Annotated in this window: 16 protein-coding genes; 3 read left to right on the top strand and 13 right to left on the bottom strand. The window is 45.8% G+C overall.

Annotated elements, in window-relative coordinates:
• The first annotated feature begins 51 nt into the window (after positions 1–51).
• From ASG33_RS16980 to pgi, 3 genes are all read left to right on the top strand, one after another.
• Positions 52–1,245, top strand: coding sequence for a DUF5009 domain-containing protein (locus tag ASG33_RS16980; protein ID WP_056288605.1), 1,194 nt, complete (start codon positions 52–54; stop codon positions 1,243–1,245).
• A gap of 64 nt (positions 1,246–1,309) precedes the next feature.
• A complete protein-coding gene (locus tag ASG33_RS16985; protein WP_056287745.1) occupies positions 1,310–2,149 on the top strand; it encodes a sugar phosphate isomerase/epimerase in 840 nt (279 codons plus the stop codon).
• Between the two features lie 82 nt (positions 2,150–2,231).
• On the top strand, positions 2,232–3,881 hold the full coding sequence (gene pgi, locus ASG33_RS16990) for a glucose-6-phosphate isomerase (RefSeq protein ID WP_056287747.1): 1,650 nt from the start codon (positions 2,232–2,234) through the stop codon (positions 3,879–3,881).
• On the opposite strand, the gene ASG33_RS16995 is transcribed toward pgi, so the two are convergent.
• The 13 genes from ASG33_RS16995 to infC all read right to left on the bottom strand — a co-directional run bounded on the left by ASG33_RS16995 (position 3,860) and on the right by infC (position 16,443).
• Positions 3,860–4,228, bottom strand: a complete 369-nt coding sequence (locus ASG33_RS16995; protein ID WP_157474825.1) for a VanZ family protein — start codon at positions 4,226–4,228, stop codon at positions 3,860–3,862. The genes pgi and ASG33_RS16995 overlap by 22 nt on opposite strands.
• A 109-nt stretch (positions 4,229–4,337) precedes the next feature.
• The gene (locus ASG33_RS17000; RefSeq protein ID WP_056287751.1) at positions 4,338–4,799 is read right to left on the bottom strand and encodes a hypothetical protein; all 462 of its coding nucleotides are present in this window, start codon (positions 4,797–4,799) and stop codon (positions 4,338–4,340) included.
• A gap of 26 nt (positions 4,800–4,825) precedes the next feature.
• On the bottom strand, positions 4,826–5,284 hold the full coding sequence (locus ASG33_RS17005; RefSeq protein ID WP_056287753.1) for a hypothetical protein: 459 nt from the start codon (positions 5,282–5,284) through the stop codon (positions 4,826–4,828).
• A gap of 6 nt (positions 5,285–5,290) precedes the next feature.
• Positions 5,291–6,400, bottom strand: coding sequence for a Spi family protease inhibitor (locus ASG33_RS17010; protein ID WP_162242755.1), 1,110 nt, complete (start codon positions 6,398–6,400; stop codon positions 5,291–5,293).
• A 531-nt stretch (positions 6,401–6,931) separates the two neighbouring features.
• A complete protein-coding gene (locus tag ASG33_RS17015) occupies positions 6,932–7,456 on the bottom strand; it encodes a hypothetical protein (RefSeq protein WP_056287758.1) in 525 nt (174 codons plus the stop codon).
• A 12-nt stretch (positions 7,457–7,468) separates the two neighbouring features.
• A complete protein-coding gene (locus tag ASG33_RS17020) occupies positions 7,469–8,806 on the bottom strand; it encodes a C10 family peptidase (protein ID WP_056287759.1) in 1,338 nt (445 codons plus the stop codon).
• Positions 8,807–9,097: 291 nt separating this feature from the next.
• Positions 9,098–9,922 (bottom strand): SDR family oxidoreductase, encoded by an 825-nt coding sequence (locus ASG33_RS17025; protein WP_056287761.1) that lies wholly within the window; start codon positions 9,920–9,922, stop codon positions 9,098–9,100.
• Positions 9,919–10,134, bottom strand: a complete 216-nt coding sequence (locus ASG33_RS17030) for a hypothetical protein (protein WP_056287763.1) — start codon at positions 10,132–10,134, stop codon at positions 9,919–9,921. Before ASG33_RS17030 ends, ASG33_RS17025 begins: the two co-directional genes overlap by 4 nt.
• 187 nt (positions 10,135–10,321) lie before the next feature.
• On the bottom strand, positions 10,322–12,238 hold the full coding sequence (dnaK, locus tag ASG33_RS17035; protein ID WP_056287765.1) for a molecular chaperone DnaK: 1,917 nt from the start codon (positions 12,236–12,238) through the stop codon (positions 10,322–10,324).
• 174 nt (positions 12,239–12,412) lie between these two features.
• Entirely contained in the window at positions 12,413–14,953 is a 2,541-nt protein-coding gene (locus ASG33_RS17040) for a phosphocholine-specific phospholipase C (RefSeq protein ID WP_056287767.1), read from the bottom strand.
• Between the two features lie 156 nt (positions 14,954–15,109).
• Positions 15,110–15,454, bottom strand: a complete 345-nt coding sequence (rplT, locus tag ASG33_RS17045; RefSeq protein WP_035333345.1) for a 50S ribosomal protein L20 — start codon at positions 15,452–15,454, stop codon at positions 15,110–15,112.
• A 103-nt stretch (positions 15,455–15,557) separates the two neighbouring features.
• A complete protein-coding gene (gene rpmI, locus ASG33_RS17050; protein WP_056287769.1) occupies positions 15,558–15,749 on the bottom strand; it encodes a 50S ribosomal protein L35 in 192 nt (63 codons plus the stop codon).
• Positions 15,750–15,885: 136 nt separating this feature from the next.
• Entirely contained in the window at positions 15,886–16,443 is a 558-nt protein-coding gene (gene infC, locus ASG33_RS17055) for a translation initiation factor IF-3 (protein WP_056287771.1), read from the bottom strand.
• Positions 16,444–16,505 lie beyond the last annotated feature (62 nt).

The following is a 16,505-nucleotide window of genomic DNA, read 5'->3' on the forward strand; positions in this document are numbered from 1 at the left end:
TTTGTTCAAATTCGTGATATATTCGGAATCCTAACCCCTGCCTGTTACACGATGACTACGAGCCCAGCCACCGCACGTGTGGATTCCATTGACATTTTCAGAGCGCTGACGATGTTCCTGATGATTTTTGTAAACGATTTCTGGACGCTGAAAGGCGTACCGCAATGGATGGAGCACAGCAAAGGTAGCGAAGATGCCATGGGGCTTTCTGATGTCGTTTTTCCGTGTTTTCTTTTTATAGTCGGCCTCTCCATTCCCTTCGCAATTTCTAACCGCAGGAAAAAAGGTGACAGTAACGGGATCATCCTGTTTCACATTGCCGAGCGAACCTTCGCATTGTTATTAATGGGCATTTACCTGGTCAACCTGGAAAGTGCTCTCAGCAGTGCAATGCCGGTGAGCAAGCACGTGTGGAGTATCGCCATGGTGATCGCATTCTTCCTGATCTGGAATGTGTACGGTAAGAATGATGTGCGTACTACCAGCTACAAAATACTCGGCTACATTATTCTTGCCGCCCTGGCTGTGGTATACAAAGGAGGCGACCTGGAAAATCCTTCGTGGATGGGCACACACTGGTACGGGATACTGGGGCTGATCGGCTGGTCGTACCTGATCTGCGCGGTGCTTTATTTTTTGATGAAAGACAATTTGCCGCTGATCGTGGCGGGATGGTTGTTTCTGGTCTTGTTTAATCTGGCCGCGTTCGCGGGAATGCTGGATTTTCTTGATCCGGTGCGAAAGTACGTCTGGATTGTCGGCAGCGGCTCAATGCCGGCTTTTGTGATGGCGGGCGTGACTGCTTCTGTTATTTACCGGGGGCTGGGTGCGCGCGGCGGGCTTGGCCAAACTTACATATGGATTCTGATAGCGCTCGGTATTGCGGCGCTGATTTACGGATTTGGTACGCGTCCATTCTGGGGAATATCCAAGATCCGCGCCACTCCGGCCTGGGTCGGGATTTGCAGCGGCATCAGCTTTCTTGCTTTTGCATTCATGTTCTGGCTTGTAGACCTGAAAAAGGTCAGGAGCTGGGCCAACATCCTGAAACCAGCCGGAACAGCCACATTGACCTGCTACCTGATACCTTATATCTGGTACGCGGTGCTCGCCCTGCTGAGTTTTAGCCTGCCTTTGTTCCTGCGTACAGGGATCGTCGGACTGGTCAAATCGCTATGCTTTTCACTGCTCGTTATCATCATTACCGGACTGATCAACCGCATCGGGATCAGACTGAAAATATAAAGTGGGTGGTAAAACCGCAGTACCTCGTCTTTATAGATGTAGAGCTAATCAAAATTTCAGATAAATGAATTCAAGAAGAAGATTTGTACAAAAAGGAATAGCCGGCCTTGTTGCCGGAAGCTTGCTTTCAGTTACCCGCGAGAGCCAGGCAGCCAGTGTTCTGGATAGAAAAGAAGATACGTTCAAGCTGGGTATAGCCGGTTTCAGCTTTGTAAACTTCAAGCTGGACGAGGCGCTGTCTATGATGAAGCGGACTGACGTGCATTATTTGTGTATCAAGGATTTCCATCTTCCTTATAACAGCACAGCCGAGCAGATCACCGCATTTCACGAGAAGTTGAAAGAGTCGGGTGTGACGGGTTATGCTGTCGGGCCGATTTACACAAAAACTCCGAAGGACATTGACAATGCATTCGACTATGCCAAAAGAGTGGGTGTGAAGCTGATTATCGGTATTCCTAATCATGAAGACCTGAAATACGTGGAACAAAAAGTGAAGGAGTACGATATCAAATACGCAATCCACAACCACGGGCCGGAAGATAAGCTGTACCCGAATGCGGCTTCGATTAATAACCTGATCAAGGACCTGGACCCACGCGTTGGTATCTGCTTTGATATGGGGCATAACCGCCGGGACAACCAGGATTCCATTGCCGACCTTAACAAATACTCCAAACGCATTTTCGACCTGCACCTTAAAAACGTAACTGCTGCTACAAAAGATGGAAAAGCAGCGGAGCTGGGCCGGGGTGTGATCGATATTCCTGCATTCGTCAAGATGCTGCGCAAGGTGAAATACTCGGGTGTGTGCGCGCTTGAATATGAGAAAGATATGAAAGATCCGCTTGCCGGAATAGCCGAGTCCGTCGGGTACTTCAAAGGGGTTTGTGATGCAGTATAATGCGTTTGAATGGTTTTAAGTGTCACAAAATCCTATTTTTGCAGCTCAGAATTGATTTGAATCTTACCTAATCTGACAAGCGATGCTCCGTAACGTACCCTTTGATAAACTGCCCGCGTACAAAAAGCTGAAAACGCACCATAAAACCATTTCGCAAAAACACCTTAAATCGCTCTTCGAAGAAGAGCCTGAGCGTGCGAAGAAATTTTCGGTACGCTTTGGCGATATCCTGGTTGACTATTCTAAAAACCGCATTTCCACCCGCACGCGCTCTTACCTGGTCCAGCTGGCTGAGGAAGCTGGCGTGGCTGAGGCCATTGAGCAGATGTTTACCGGTGAAAAGATCAACGTGACCGAGGGACGGGCTGTGTTGCATACTGCACTCAGAAACCGCTCCAACGATCCTGTGATGGTAGATGGAAAGGATGTAATGCCCGATGTAAACGAGGTACTTGACAAGATGAAGGAGTTTTCGGGAAAAATCCGCTCGGGCTCCTGGAAAGGATATTCCGGCAAGGAGATCACTGATCTGGTCAACATCGGTATCGGTGGCAGCGACCTGGGTCCTGTCATGGTGACGGAAGCCCTGAAAGCTTACAGCAAACCGGGATTGAATGTGCATTTCGTTTCCAATGTAGACGGAACGCATATTGCGGAAACGGTGAAGTCGCTTAATCCGGAGACGACATTGTTTATGATCGCTTCCAAAACTTTCACGACTCAGGAAACAATGGCAAATGCTCACAGTGCACGCAGTTGGTTTTTGGAGAAAGCGAAAGACGAGAATTTTGTTAAAAAGCATTTTGTAGCGATTTCAACAAACCGGACAGAGGTTGAAAAATTCGGCATTGATCCGGAGAATATGTTCGGTTTTTGGGATTGGGTAGGAGGGAGATACTCGCTCTGGTCTGCGATCGGTCTCTCCATTGCCTGCTATGTGGGTTTTCAAAATTTCGAGCAGCTGCTTTCAGGCGCGCATGAAATGGACAAGCATTTCAGGACTACGAAATTTGAAAGAAATATTCCGGTACTACTTGCCCTGATTGGCATTTGGTACAATGACTTTTTTGATGCGCAAACGCAGGCGATCCTGCCTTACGACCAGTACATGCATCGTTTTGCTGCTTACTTTCAGCAGGGAGATATGGAGAGTAATGGGAAGAGCACAGGGCGCGACGGGAATGCGGTAGCTTACCAGACCGGGCCGGTGATCTGGGGAGAGCCGGGTACAAACGGCCAGCACGCATTTTACCAGCTGATCCACCAGGGTACCAAGCTGATCCCCTGCGATTTCATTGCGCCCGCTATCAGCCACAATCCACTGGGCGACCATCATAAGATGCTGTTATCTAACTTCTTTGCGCAGACGGAAGCATTGATGAATGGAAAGACAAACGAGGAAGTACGTGCCGAGTTGAAGGCGTCCGGCAAATCTGCTGAGGAAATTGAGGCGATCGCACCATTTAAAGTATTCTCGGGTAACCGGCCAACGAATTCGATTTTGGTGAAAAAGATCACTCCTAAGGTACTAGGCAGCCTGATCGCCATGTACGAGCATAAGATCTTTGTTCAGGGTATTATCTGGAATATTTACAGTTTTGATCAATGGGGCGTGGAGCTTGGAAAACAGCTTGCCAACAAGATCTACCCTGAACTGCAAAATGACTGGCCGGTTAATAACCACGATAGTTCAACCAACAGCCTTATCAATCAATACAAGCGCTGGCGGTAACGGTTGAAGACGAAAGTCACAAAAAGATACCCCAATATTACACCAGCAGCATCTGCCACGGCATCCCACCAGTCAAAAGTGCGATCGAATGGCAGAAGCTGCTGGTAAAATTCCAGCCCGAGTCCATACGCCATTCCGAGTATTACAAACAAGCGGGCTTTTTCCGGATAAACCAGCAGCCACAGGGTTATCCAAACAATAAACAACCCTGCATGTACAATCTTATCGAATCCCACCGTGGGAGCCGACGGCAGATCTTTGCCAGGCCAGGTGCAGGCAACAAGAATCAATAGGGTCCAGAACCAGCCAAGCCAGGGACGTTTAAACAGGGAGGCGAAGAGCTTCATACTTTCAGGCAACAATTAAAAGATGCCCAAATTTAGCCTTGTTTCACCGTTATTCCAGTTGTTTCAATGCAGCTGTCTGGTAAATTGTTTGTACTGCATTCACTACCTTCTACCGGACTTGCTTATAGTAAAACTTAACCGAGTCAGCTGCTCCACCGAGTTCCGGCAAGTAGTCGGTGGCTTCCAATCTCGTTAGCTCGCCTACTTTTTCGATGATCTTGTATAGGCGTTTTAGCCCACTCCCACGGTAGGTAATTGAGACAGTCATAGTTTTTACTTTGGAAATGGTGCCGGGAACTCTCGTCCAGATATGCTTGGCATGGAGTGTATCATTTCGAAAGACTCGTTCTACCTCGTCATCCACTTCATGGTAGCTTTTAAGCACTTCTGAATAGCCTATCTGTGATCCGCTCAGTGAGCGTGTAGGTGTCTCTATTCTTTCTAAATTCCACGTTCCTTTGAGCCTTGTTGAAATGGGTTCACCGCCAATTTTGCCATTATCCCGCTCGCATGCGCAGATTAGTAAAAACATGAAAATCAAAATTCCCGAGAATGTGGTTGCATTTTTCATAGCTTTTGAAGTTTTGCATAACTGTACTACCAAACTTGCTTGTAGTAGAACTTGACCGTGTCAGCATCGCCACCGAGTTCCGGCAAGTAGTCGGTTGCTTCCAGAGTTGACGGCTGCCCGACTGTGCTATAAAGTTTGTAAAAGCGTTTCAAGCCATAACGGTACGTTATCAATACGGTTTGTTGCTTTGTTTTCGCAATTGGGGGTGGATCTCTTCTCCAAAAATATGTAGTGAAAAGTGTGTCATTTCTGAAAATTTCTTCGATGTTATAGCCATCTTTGTTGGTAATGTTCATTATTTCCGTGAATCCAATTTGAGTACCTGACAGAACGCGGGTTGGCATAACTACTTTTTCTAATTTCCAGTTAACGAATAAACGAGATTCAAAAGGCACACCCGCATCCCAACCATCGTCACGGTCACAAGCACAGATCAAACAGAGAATCAAAGTGAAACCCACAGAAGTTGTTTTGGAGCTTTTCATATTTATTTAAGGTCTGATTCCAGTTATCACATGCATATTGCCGTTATAATCTTCGCCTTTTGGATTATATTGACCAAAAGCGTAGTAGTCATTCCAGTCTCCATCCCAACCCCAGTTCATTCTTAAATATGTAAATGACCATTCCTTGCACTGCTTAGTGGAGCAGTCGAATTCACTGTAATCGTTGACTTGATATCCTTCGCAGAGCCAAATGTGATAATTGTCAAAACAGGTTAAGCAGGTTGACCCCCAAAAGATTACAGGATGGTTTGTCTTTAGTTCGGTTTTGATTAGAGTGACATTATAAGCTTCATTTCCCGACCCTCCGCTAGAAAACCCGAAGCTTTGCAATCCGCTTTTCACATCTCCCGGCCAGGTAAATGTATTGCAGGATCCCATATAGTTGTAGCTCGCTTTGGCCTTGTCACCCATAGTTTTCATTAACGAACCAAGGCTATGTTCACCGGCAGTGGAGGCAGTACAAGTAACGTCCGACTCTCTTGGGCGAGCCAGGTCGGGGTGGTAAAATTCTTCAAGTTGCGCCATTGCTACCGGGCCACAGCCAGCTCTCCTTCTCCCACATCCATCACAATCCCCCGCAGTACTGAGTTTGGTAGTAGACAGTGCTCTTTGCCCCCACACTATCGATAGCAACGGCCCGACTATTGTCATCTTGTTCTTGCATTGAAACTGACCATATTGATACCATTCAATGCAATTGGTATGCTGAACCCGAAGTTTTCTTGACAAGAACTTCTGCCATTCTTTGGCTATGATATTATCAGGTTCACCTCCAAGGCGTCTGGCTTCCCTCACTTTCGTCTTGGCCATATCAATCCACAGAGAAACTCCGTTTGGGATATTTCTTACATCTATTTTAGAAGTCTCAGAAAATGCAAGGATCGGCATCACACGGAGATCGGCTGCTACAATTACAAAGCCTCGTTTCTTTTGGAAGATGTAAAGGAGGGGAGACCCATTGACAGAATCAGCGATCGTAAGCTGGTCTGTAATCACATTGTTGTCGGTCGGCCTGGCCTCAGTGGAATCTGCATTCAACCGATTCATCGAAGTAAGGGAAGAAGAGGCCACCTGCGTGGCTTCAACAAGGGACAATATATTCGGATCATTTTGAGTCTCAATGGGGGAAGAAGGGGTATTTAATGGTTCTTCTCTTTGGCATTGAAAGAAGATGAGCATTGACAAACATAGGAGGAGGGGCCACTTGGCAGGTGATAATTTGTTTCTCATGGTACAAGTATGTGTTAGATTCCATCATCCTATCTGATCCGTTCGGAAGACTTTGTGATGTGCTACAAAGGTGAGAGAAATTAATCGTATAATCCAATTTGATAATTTTATAATACAACAAATTTTGGGTGAGATGTGCCAAACTGAGCTTTGGAGCGACGTATATACTCTAATTTCTTGATAAATGTCAAAAGCTAATTTGGCGGCAGATCGTCTCAAACACAAAAAAACGCACGGTTGAAAACCGCGCGTTTTGCATTTGGATGAAGTATAATCCTTTTGGTTACGGATCAGCCTTATAATTAGAAGTCTCTATCGCGAATCCAGATGCGATGTATCAAAACAAGTTATACAGGTTTATCCCCAGAAGATTAAAGGACGGTTGTAAATGCCGGATTATCTAAATTTTGCAGTAGGCTCATAAATGTACCGCAATGAATCCAGCTCGGGTTTGTAGGTTGCGCTTTTCATAATGTTGCTGAGCTCGATGCTATACGTTTTCATATCACCACCCGGCTCGGCATTTAGGAAAGCCGCAAATCCGGATGCTTTATTGATACTGTACCAAAACTGGCTCATCTTGTGCTTCCTATCGTACTTATTACCGTATTGAACTGCTTGCAATGAATCTGTCCTGTGCAACGCGGTGTTGTAGAATGAAAATATGTAGTATGGTGCTCCTTTGTGATACAGGGGCTCCTCTAAACTGTCTTTCTCAGCAAGAAGATATTGAACTTCCAATAGCGCCCTCTCCGAGATTTTGGCTGGGGCTTCCCGCTGACCTTTTCTTTTATAATTGACTAGTTTCCAATATCCTGGTTTATCACCATTGGTCGGGCTTCCATAGGGTTCCAGATATCTTTGTTTAGGAAAACATCCGGTTGCGAGTAAGGCAATTAAGGTTGCGATGAAGGCTTTCACGTTTATATGGGATTATGGTTTAACAATGTAAGCTCTCATATTCGAGCTGTTATAAAGGGTGCCGCCACCGACTATGCCGTCGTAAGCAAACCAGATATCATTTTCCAATCCACCCCAACCCCAGTTCATTTGGTAGTAAATTGAATGATTCTCATAGCAAAAGCCATTTTGATCATTGAAAATGGCATACAAATCTCTAATCCCATCCATAACCCAAATATGCTGATTAGCTGCACAAGCGGCACAGTTAGAGCCGAATACGATAACTGGTCTGAGGGTTCGAAGTTCGGAGCTTATCATCCCGATGTTGGTGAAGAAATCGGTATCAAAAGAAGTATATCCACGGTTTGAAAAGAAATTATCAATGTGTCCCGGAATATTCCATGTCTGACAGCCGGAACCCGAAAGTGGAATACCTAGGGCTGGAACTACGGTATTGTATACTGCATCCAAATCTTTGCCGGTATCGCGCAAAAGATGTGCTAAATCGATATGGTTTGGATTCACAGGAATGCAGTTGTCTGGCGCGTTTACGGGCATCGCATTAAACATGGATGCCGAGTAAGTATGCCCATTGGTAGTGATTTGCTTTCGATGGTATCTTAATACTTGCGCTACCGCCACAGGTCCGCAACCTGTTGGTGCGTTGTCACATTTATAGCTCGTTTTACAGTTCAAGGTTTTAACTCCCGCTGGACAAAATGCGTTATAGCCCTTACCTTGATTCCACCTTGACAGATTATGAGTCAAATGCGCAATCGTGGAATTCGCCGGAAGGGGATGGGTTACGAACCACTCGCAGCTCGCTTCCGGGGTGTTAACAGGTGCCTCTGTGGTTCGGTTGCCGTTTGGGTTTTGTCTGAGCTGTTCCCACAGATTGATAATGTCAACGTGCGCTTCCTTCTGCTTTTGAACACCTTCAAAGTTTTCCCTGATGATATCAAGCCAGAGCTGGATCCCCGGGTTATCTGTCTTTTCGTTAAAGGTGCCTTTCTCCGAAAAAGCCAGGATGGGCTTCATCCTTTTATCAGCAGAAAGGAGTGTAAAGCCTTGGTCTTCTCCGTATTCTACGATGTAGAACATCGTCTTGCCTGCATTGTCATTAAACCGCCTTATAGCTTTTACATACAGCCTTTCATCGGCACTTGTCCGGGCATTATGTTCAATTTTCGTAGCTTTTTCACCAGAGAGCAGACTGATCGCTTCATCCTGGTCGACGAAAAACTTGTTCTTGTCATTCGTTCTCTCGTTTGAAGGTGGTTCTGATAAATCATTTTGAGAGCATGCACTAAGAAGAAGAATGAATGCAGCTAATGTTAAAAATGAGGGCACTGAAAACTTGATTTTCATTATCATAGCATGTTAGATTCCGCCCTCCTGAAGTACTCATTTGTACAGCTTCGTGGCATGAACAAAGTGCGGTATAATATTCCAAAAATTCAATGAGATATAGTCATAATGCAACTTATTGACATTGTCGATGTGCAGCCGGTAGCTATCGATGTGCAAGTGGCGACTATTGGTGTAGGAACGTTTAGATGTAATGTATTATCGGGTAAGTTGCTATTACAAACAAAAAAACGCACGGTTGAAAACCGCGCGTTTTGCATTTGGATGAAGTATAATCGTTCTGGTGACAGATCAGCCATTATCCGAAAACTCCGGATAGAGCGTCATGCCGCCGTCTATATATAAGGTCTCTCCATTAACGTAGTCAGACTCATCTGACGCGAGCCAGGCAACTGCCTTAGCCACATCCTGTGGAGTACCTATTCTTTTGTATGGAATCAGGTTCATTAACTCGTCGTATTTTCCGGGGTCAGACCATACTTCCTTGTTAATAGGCGTTTTGATTGCGCCCGGACTTACCGAGTTAACCCTGATCTTATGAGGCGCAAGTTCCTGAGCAATAGACTTCATGAACATCATGATACCTCCTTTTGAAGCAGCATAATTTACATGTCCGGCCCATGGGATAATGTCGTGTACAGAACTCATCATTACGATCTTACCAATAGACAGCTCGCTGTGATTAGTCTCGCCAGCCTCTTTCTCCTGCGCAAGAAACTGTCTTGCAGCGGCGCGGCAGCATAAAAACATACCAGTCAGGTTTACATCTATCACCTTTTGCCACTCCTGCAATGTCATTTCAAGAAACGGTGCATCTTTCTGCAAGCCAGCATTGCTTACCAGCACATCCAGTCGACCGTACGTGGAGATGGTCTCGCGAAACATGGCAAGTACCTCATCTTCGCGACTTACATCAGCCTTAACAAGTATTGCTTCTCCGCCTCTATCCTTGATTTCATCCACTGTTTTCTGGCCTTCTGCTGCATTAGAGCTGTAATTGACTACAACCTTCGCACCTAAACTTGCCAGATGAACTGCACAGGCTTTACCTATTCCAGAACTTGAACCGGTTACAATAGCAACCTGATCTTTGAATTTCAGTTCGCTGCCAATCATATGATTTCTTTTTCGATGGATTTTAGTTTTTGCCAGACACTGCGGTTAACCTTTTTGACAGCCCAGTTTTTAGCTATCAATATGGCTTTTGCTACAGCGTCGCGTGGTGAAATGTTGTGAGATCTGAGAAGTTCCTGGGCAATCACTACCGCTTTTTCGCGGGTAGTAGGAGATAAGTACATCAGTTCAGGTAATGCGATCCTTGCGTCCATATGTTAGCTTGAATTTTAGTAACAGGTTTTGATTTGATGAATTCGTGTATCGTATTTAGTTAAAATTTGGTGCCAGTTAGCTCATTTTGAATACTGTTTCAATTTGAGTTTTACGCGCCCCATTTTTCGTTATTGGGTGTAAAAAAAATCCCCATCTTTACAGACGGGGATTTTTTAAGAGCGGGCCTTATTTGACCTCTTCAAAATTGACGTCCGTCACATCGTCAGTGGCATTGCCGTTGTCAGTTGCGCCCTGGCTGCCCGGATTTGCTCCCGGCTGTGCGCCGCCTGGCTGACCTTCGCCGCCTTGTGCGTACATTTCCTGAGAAGCAGCCTGCCATGCAGCATTCAGCTTTTCCATTGCAGCATCAATTCCTGAAAGATCCTGGTTCTGGTGTGCTGATTTCAGCTCAGCCAATGCACCTTCAATGCTTGATTTATTTCCTTCTGAAAGCTTATCGCCAAATTCTTTCAATTGTTTTTCAGTTGAGAAGATCAGGCTGTCAGCTGCGTTTACTTTTTCGATTCGCTCACGTTCCGCTTTATCAGCTGCTTCGTTGGCTTTCGCTTCTTCACGCATTCTGTTGATTTCAGCGTCAGTCAAACCACTTGAAGCTTCGATACGGATCTTCTGCTCTTTGCCGGTTCCTTTATCTTTCGCCGAAACGTGCAGGATACCGTTTGCATCCACATCGAATGTTACTTCAATCTGTGGGGTACCGCGTTGTGCTGGCGGAATATCCGACAAGTGGAAACGGCCAAGCGTACGGTTTTGAGTAGCCATCGGGCGCTCACCTTGCAGTACGTGGATCTCAACAGAAGGCTGGTTGTCAGCAGCAGTTGAGAATGTTTCTGTTTTCTTGCTTGGAATGGTTGTGTTCGCATCGATCAGCTTGGTGAATACACCACCCAGCGTTTCAATACCCAGTGACAATGGAATTACGTCCAGAAGCAGTACGTCTTTCACTTCACCTGTCAAAACACCACCCTGGATTGCCGCACCAACTGCAACAGCTTCGTCAGGGTTAACGTTTTTAGAAGGTTTTCTGCCAAAGAACTTTTCAACTTCTTCCTGTACGCGTGGAATACGTGTAGAACCACCCACCAGGATTACTTCATTAATATCGCTGTTAGAGTAGCCTGCATTCTTCATCGCTCTCTTGCAAGGCTCCATCATTCTCTGGAACAATGTATCAGCCAGCTGCTCGAACTTCGCACGTGTCAGGGTACGAACCAAGTGTTTTGGAATACCATCAACAGGGAAGATATAAGGCAGGTTGATTTCAGTCTGCGTTGAGCTCGACAATTCAACTTTCGCTTTTTCAGCAGCCTCTTTCAAACGTTGAAGCGCCATTGGATCTCTTCTCAAATCGACGTTCTCGTCTTTTTGGAATTCGTCAGCAAGCCAGTTGATAATTACCTGGTCAAAGTCGTCACCACCAAGGTGGGTATCACCGTCAGTAGATTTTACTTCAAAAACACCGTCGCCCAGTTCAAGGATAGATACGTCGAAAGTACCACCACCCAAGTCGAACACAGCGATTTTCATATCCTGGTGCTGCTTGTCAAGACCGTAAGCAAGTGCAGCAGCAGTTGGCTCGTTGATGATCCTTTTTACATCCAGACCTGCAATCTGACCAGCTTCTTTAGTAGCCTGACGTTCTGCGTCATTGAAGTATGCAGGAACCGTGATGACCGCTTCAGTTACTTCCTGACCAAGATAGTCTTCCGCAGTTTGTCTCATCTTTTGCAAAATGAATGCAGAAACTTCCTGTGGTGTATATAGCCTGTCCCCGATAGGAATACGCGGTGTATTGTTAGGTCCTTTTTCTACGCTGTACGCAACGGTTTTCATTTCACCGGTTGTGTCATCGTATTTTTTGCCCATAAATCTTTTTATGGAGCTGATAGTATGCTTGGGATTAGTGATCGCCTGACGTTTGGCCGGTGCTCCGATTTTGCGTTCACCATTATCCATGAATGCAACGACAGACGGAGTTGTACGGGCACCTTCGCTGTTTGCAATTACAACCGGCTCGTTACCCTCCATGACAGCCACGCAGGAGTTCGTTGTTCCTAAGTCTATGCCAATAATTTTTCCCATTGTTCTATATTAAAGTTAAGTATAATTTGATTCGTTCTGTTGAGCTTGGTGACCAGCATTGCGGTCGCTCTGAGGTTTTCTAAAAACCCCGTACCAGAATACAGAAGGGAAAATGGAAGTGACAAAGTGTCAGGCTGGAATTGCATTGGGGTTCCAGCCTGACTTGTTGGATTGCTAGCTCAGAGCCTGTCCCATAAATGGGTCGCTCTCGCTGAGGGTACCTGTTTCAATGTGCCCCGCGTACCGCTGAAAAAAGTCCCGGTCGCTGGAAAGGGTAATGGAGAAGTCGTACCAGTTGGAACTGCTGCTTACATCGAAGGGTATGAGCAGCTCATTGCCTTCTGATAAATGCCGGATATCAATCGTCTTGCTATCAGCGCCGTACGCATTATCCGTGATGGTGATTATAGTATCGTTTTCATTATCGCCATTGGCAAAGCTGAATGCAAGTGACGCATGGGATTTGTTATTTCTGTCCAGCTGATAGCGCGTACCCACTTTTACGGAGCCGGAAGCTTTGGTACCAGTATATTCCCTGAAAAAACCATTCGGTCCGTATACCCGCAAATGGTATTTTCCGCCTTCAAAATCGCTGATCTTCCACGAGCCTTTCAGTGAATCGCCTGCCTTTACTGCGTAGTTCCAGACTTTAAACTCTTCATTTTTGTATTTACCCGGCGCATAAACAATGAATGGAGCGCCAGCTGACCTGTCTTTGAACATGTCATTTTTGGCTTCCAGTTTTATTTCAAATGCAGTTTTGTCAGAGTTGATCGCGCCATCTGCATGGATCTCGTAAGGAACAGGGCAGGCGGGGCGTGTTCCTTTTTCCTGATTTGGTAAAATAGAAGAAGCGAGCGGGTCTTGATTAATCTTGTCAATTTCTTCCTGGGACAAAGCTTTGTACGCATTAGGCAACTTCCTGAACTTCGCATTGAAGATACCCTCCATAAATTCGTCGCGTTCCAGGAAAGTAGGCAACTGGATCTGCTCACCGTTATAAGGAAGGAATGTCGAAGTAAGATCACCGCAGATTGTTCTTCTCCAGTCACTAATGTTCGTTTCCTTGATCGGCTTCCCGGTTTTATTAGCAACAAACTTTTCCAGGAACTGCAGAATGGATGTATGGTCAAAGACTTCTGAACATACATTACCACCCCTGCTCCAAGGGGAAGCTATCACCAGCGGCACGCGGTATCCCAGTCCGATCGGGCTTTCGCGACTTTCCTTCGCTGGCTTTTTCGTCATATCCTGTTCCAGCGTTACATACTCCGTCTTGCAATCTATCCCTGCCGAAACTGCTCCGGTGTCTTCTTTGTATGGATTTGGGACAGAAAAAGGTGGTACGTGGTCGAAGTAGCCGTCGTTTTCATCATAACAAAGAATGAAAATCGTCTTCTTCCAAACCTCAGGATTGGCAGTAAGAATATCCATTACCTCTGAAACGTACCAAGCACCATACCAGGGTGAAGTAGGATGATCTGAAAAATTCTCCGGGGCCACAAGCCAGGATACTGCCGGAAGTTGCCCGGTATTCACATCGCTCCTGAACTGGTGCAGCACATCGCCGAGGGGCGCTTTTGCTTCATGCTCTATATCGCCGTCCATATACTTCACAGTTGTAATCCTGCGGTAGTCCGGATCGTTCTTATTAATTGTAAATGCCTTTTGGTGAATGTTCTTGCTGCGTTGCGAAAGCTTCTCAAAGTTCTCCGGGCTCCATTTGATCAGTTCCTCCTTCGCAAGTTTCAGGCTCGACTGTTTTGCCGCAAGTGCTTTTTCAATGGTATCTTTTTCCTTACCCGGCGCCGCGCTTTTAAGCTTTGCCTTTGCATTCTCAATTTCTCCCGGCAGAGTTTCCAGCTGCGATTTCAGGTACTTCTGGTATCCCGAGTGAAAACGGATATTATATTGTGTAAACCATTCAATCGGATTGTCAGTGAAGTTGGCCAGCCACGATTCTTCTTCGCCGGTCAGGCCGGTGGGAATGCTCAGCTCATTCTGGTAAATTTTCCAGGACACACCGTGGTCTTCCAGTCTTTCCGGGAAAGTTGTCCAGCTTGCTTCGGCATCGTCACTTACGTTCTCATTTCTGACATTGGCATAATGTTTCGGATCGGGGTTTTCACGCACGGTACCAGTCCACAGGTAAAGACGGTTGGGCGTGGTACCGGTAAGCGACGAGCAAAAGTTCTGGTCGCAAACGGTAAATGCATCCGCGAGCGCGTAATAGAACGGGATATCTTCCCGATTGTAATAGCCTTGCGTAAGCGGCATTTTAGCATAATCCTTGTGCCCCGGCTGCTTTGCAATCAGCCACTGATCGTATTTTCCATTGTTTCTGGCATCCACCTGATTGGTCCACGAATGCGGCAGCGAGCCCATCCAGGTTGCGTTGGTTTCACGCATATTCAACCGGAAAGGAACGTGGGTCTCACCAAATGCATTGGTCTGCATCCACACGAGGTTTTTATTTGGTAAACGGATCGCGCGCGGATCGTTGAAGCCCCTGACACCACGGAGCGCACCATAGGAATGGTCAAAGGAACGGTTTTCCTGCATCAGGATCACTACGTGCTCGGCGTCGAGGTAAGTGCTTCCTTTTTGAGGATCTATAGCAAGGGCTTTCTGGATTGAGGCAGGCAACACGCTGAACATCCCGGCGGCACCGGTCAGCATGGTTGCCTTTTTGATAAATGCTCTTCTGGACTCCATTGAATAGGGTAGGTGAGTTAGTACTTTCCTGTAATACCGGACAGGGCTGCTAAAGTACCAAGCTTTCGCTATTATGGAGGATTATTTAATTGTGAAGATGCCGGACTTGGCTGGGAGGAGCAAAAAAAATCCCGCCGGAGAGGCGGGATTGCTGTTTTATTTTACCTGATCAACGATCGCTTTGAAAGCTTCCGGATGATTCATCGCCAAGTCAGCGAGAACTTTTCTGTTTAGCTCGATGCCTGATGCACTCAGTTTGCCGATGAAAGCAGAATAGGACAATCCGTGCTCACGGGCTCCTGCGTTGATACGCTGGATCCACAATGCGCGGAAATTGCGTTTTTTCTGTTTACGGCCTTTGTATGCGTAAGCCAAACCGCGTTCTACCGCATTTTTAGCTACTGTCCATACATTCTTACGACGGCCGAAATAGCCTTTCGCAAGCTTCATTACTTTTTTACGTCTTGCACGTGACGCAACGTGATTTACTGAACGTGGCATGTTTTAACTGTTTTTGATAATTGGCGCTCTGCTGAGTCTTAAAAGCCTTTTACCGGGTTGAACAAAGAAACCTGAATTATTTAATTTTTATTGGCTTCGGATATTATCCAAGCATTGCCAATACCTGCTTGTGGTTAGACACATCGATCAGACCAGTTTTAACCAAACCACGCTTACGCTTGTTCGATTTTTTAGTCAGGATGTGGCTGTGAAACGCGTGTTTGCGTTTGATTTTTCCAGTACCGGTCAGCTTGAAACGCTTTTTGGCACCTGAAACACTTTTCATTTTAGGCATGATTCAAAGAATTGTTAATTGATAAAATATAAAACAGCGCGCAAAATTAGGTAAAATGTTTATAAAATAAAATCGTGTCCGCGACTTAGCGTCATGGACACGATCTTCAATATCTATATATAACCTCGTAAATGAGTTACTTAGTACTTTTTGCAGGAGCAGGTGCCAGAATGATCGTCATTCTCTTTCCTTCTAGTTTTGGCTCCATTTCAAGTTTGCCAAATTCCGAAAGCGCTTCTGAAAATTTATTCAAAAGATTCACACCTCTTTCTTTAAAGACAATCGTACGTCCTACAAAATGCACGTAAGCCTTTACCTTAGAACCTTCTTTCAGGAAGTTTTGAGCATGTTTCAGCTTAAACTCGAAATCGTGATCATCTGTGTTCGGGCCGAAACGGATCTCCTTGATGACTACCTTCTGAGCTTTCGCCTTGATCTCCTTCTGCTTTTTCTTCTGCTCGTATTTAAACTTGGAATAGTCGACAATCTTGCAAACCGGTGGCACTGCGGTAGGTGCAATTTCAACTAGGTCAAGGCTTTGCGCCTTTGCCATAGCTCGGGCTGTATTGATATCCACTATGCCTGGCTCAATATTCTCTCCAACCAGACGCACTTCTTTTGCTGCAATTCGTTCGTTTATTTTATAAGGTTCTTCGGGAACTCTTAACCGTCCACTAGGGGGTCTTAATGCCATATAACTTGGTTTGGTGTTTTTTGTATTCTTGTGTAAAAATCGAAATTGGTAACAGTGCGCCA

The sequence above is a fragment of the Dyadobacter sp. Leaf189 genome, from assembly GCF_001424405.1.
Lineage (GTDB): Bacteria > Bacteroidota > Bacteroidia > Cytophagales > Spirosomataceae > Dyadobacter.

Coding starts and splice junctions, on each gene's coding strand:
- rplT (WP_035333345.1), bottom strand. CDS start 15,454: ATGCCACGTTCAGTAAATCACGTTGCGTCACGTGCAAGACGTAAAAAA.
- ASG33_RS17000 (WP_056287751.1), bottom strand. CDS start 4,799: ATGAAAAATGCAACCACATTCTCGGGAATTTTGATTTTCATGTTTTTA.
- ASG33_RS16985 (WP_056287745.1), top strand. CDS start 1,310: ATGAATTCAAGAAGAAGATTTGTACAAAAAGGAATAGCCGGCCTTGTT.
- ASG33_RS17005 (WP_056287753.1), bottom strand. CDS start 5,284: ATGAAAAGCTCCAAAACAACTTCTGTGGGTTTCACTTTGATTCTCTGT.
- ASG33_RS17030 (WP_056287763.1), bottom strand. CDS start 10,134: ATGGACGCAAGGATCGCATTACCTGAACTGATGTACTTATCTCCTACT.
- infC (WP_056287771.1), bottom strand. CDS start 16,443: ATGGCATTAAGACCCCCTAGTGGACGGTTAAGAGTTCCCGAAGAACCT.
- dnaK (WP_056287765.1), bottom strand. CDS start 12,238: ATGGGAAAAATTATTGGCATAGACTTAGGAACAACGAACTCCTGCGTG.
- ASG33_RS16995 (WP_157474825.1), bottom strand. CDS start 4,228: ATGAAGCTCTTCGCCTCCCTGTTTAAACGTCCCTGGCTTGGCTGGTTC.
- ASG33_RS16980 (WP_056288605.1), top strand. CDS start 52: ATGACTACGAGCCCAGCCACCGCACGTGTGGATTCCATTGACATTTTC.
- ASG33_RS17020 (WP_056287759.1), bottom strand. CDS start 8,806: ATGAAAATCAAGTTTTCAGTGCCCTCATTTTTAACATTAGCTGCATTC.
- ASG33_RS17025 (WP_056287761.1), bottom strand. CDS start 9,922: ATGATTGGCAGCGAACTGAAATTCAAAGATCAGGTTGCTATTGTAACC.
- pgi (WP_056287747.1), top strand. CDS start 2,232: ATGCTCCGTAACGTACCCTTTGATAAACTGCCCGCGTACAAAAAGCTG.
- rpmI (WP_056287769.1), bottom strand. CDS start 15,749: ATGCCTAAAATGAAAAGTGTTTCAGGTGCCAAAAAGCGTTTCAAGCTG.
- ASG33_RS17040 (WP_056287767.1), bottom strand. CDS start 14,953: ATGGAGTCCAGAAGAGCATTTATCAAAAAGGCAACCATGCTGACCGGT.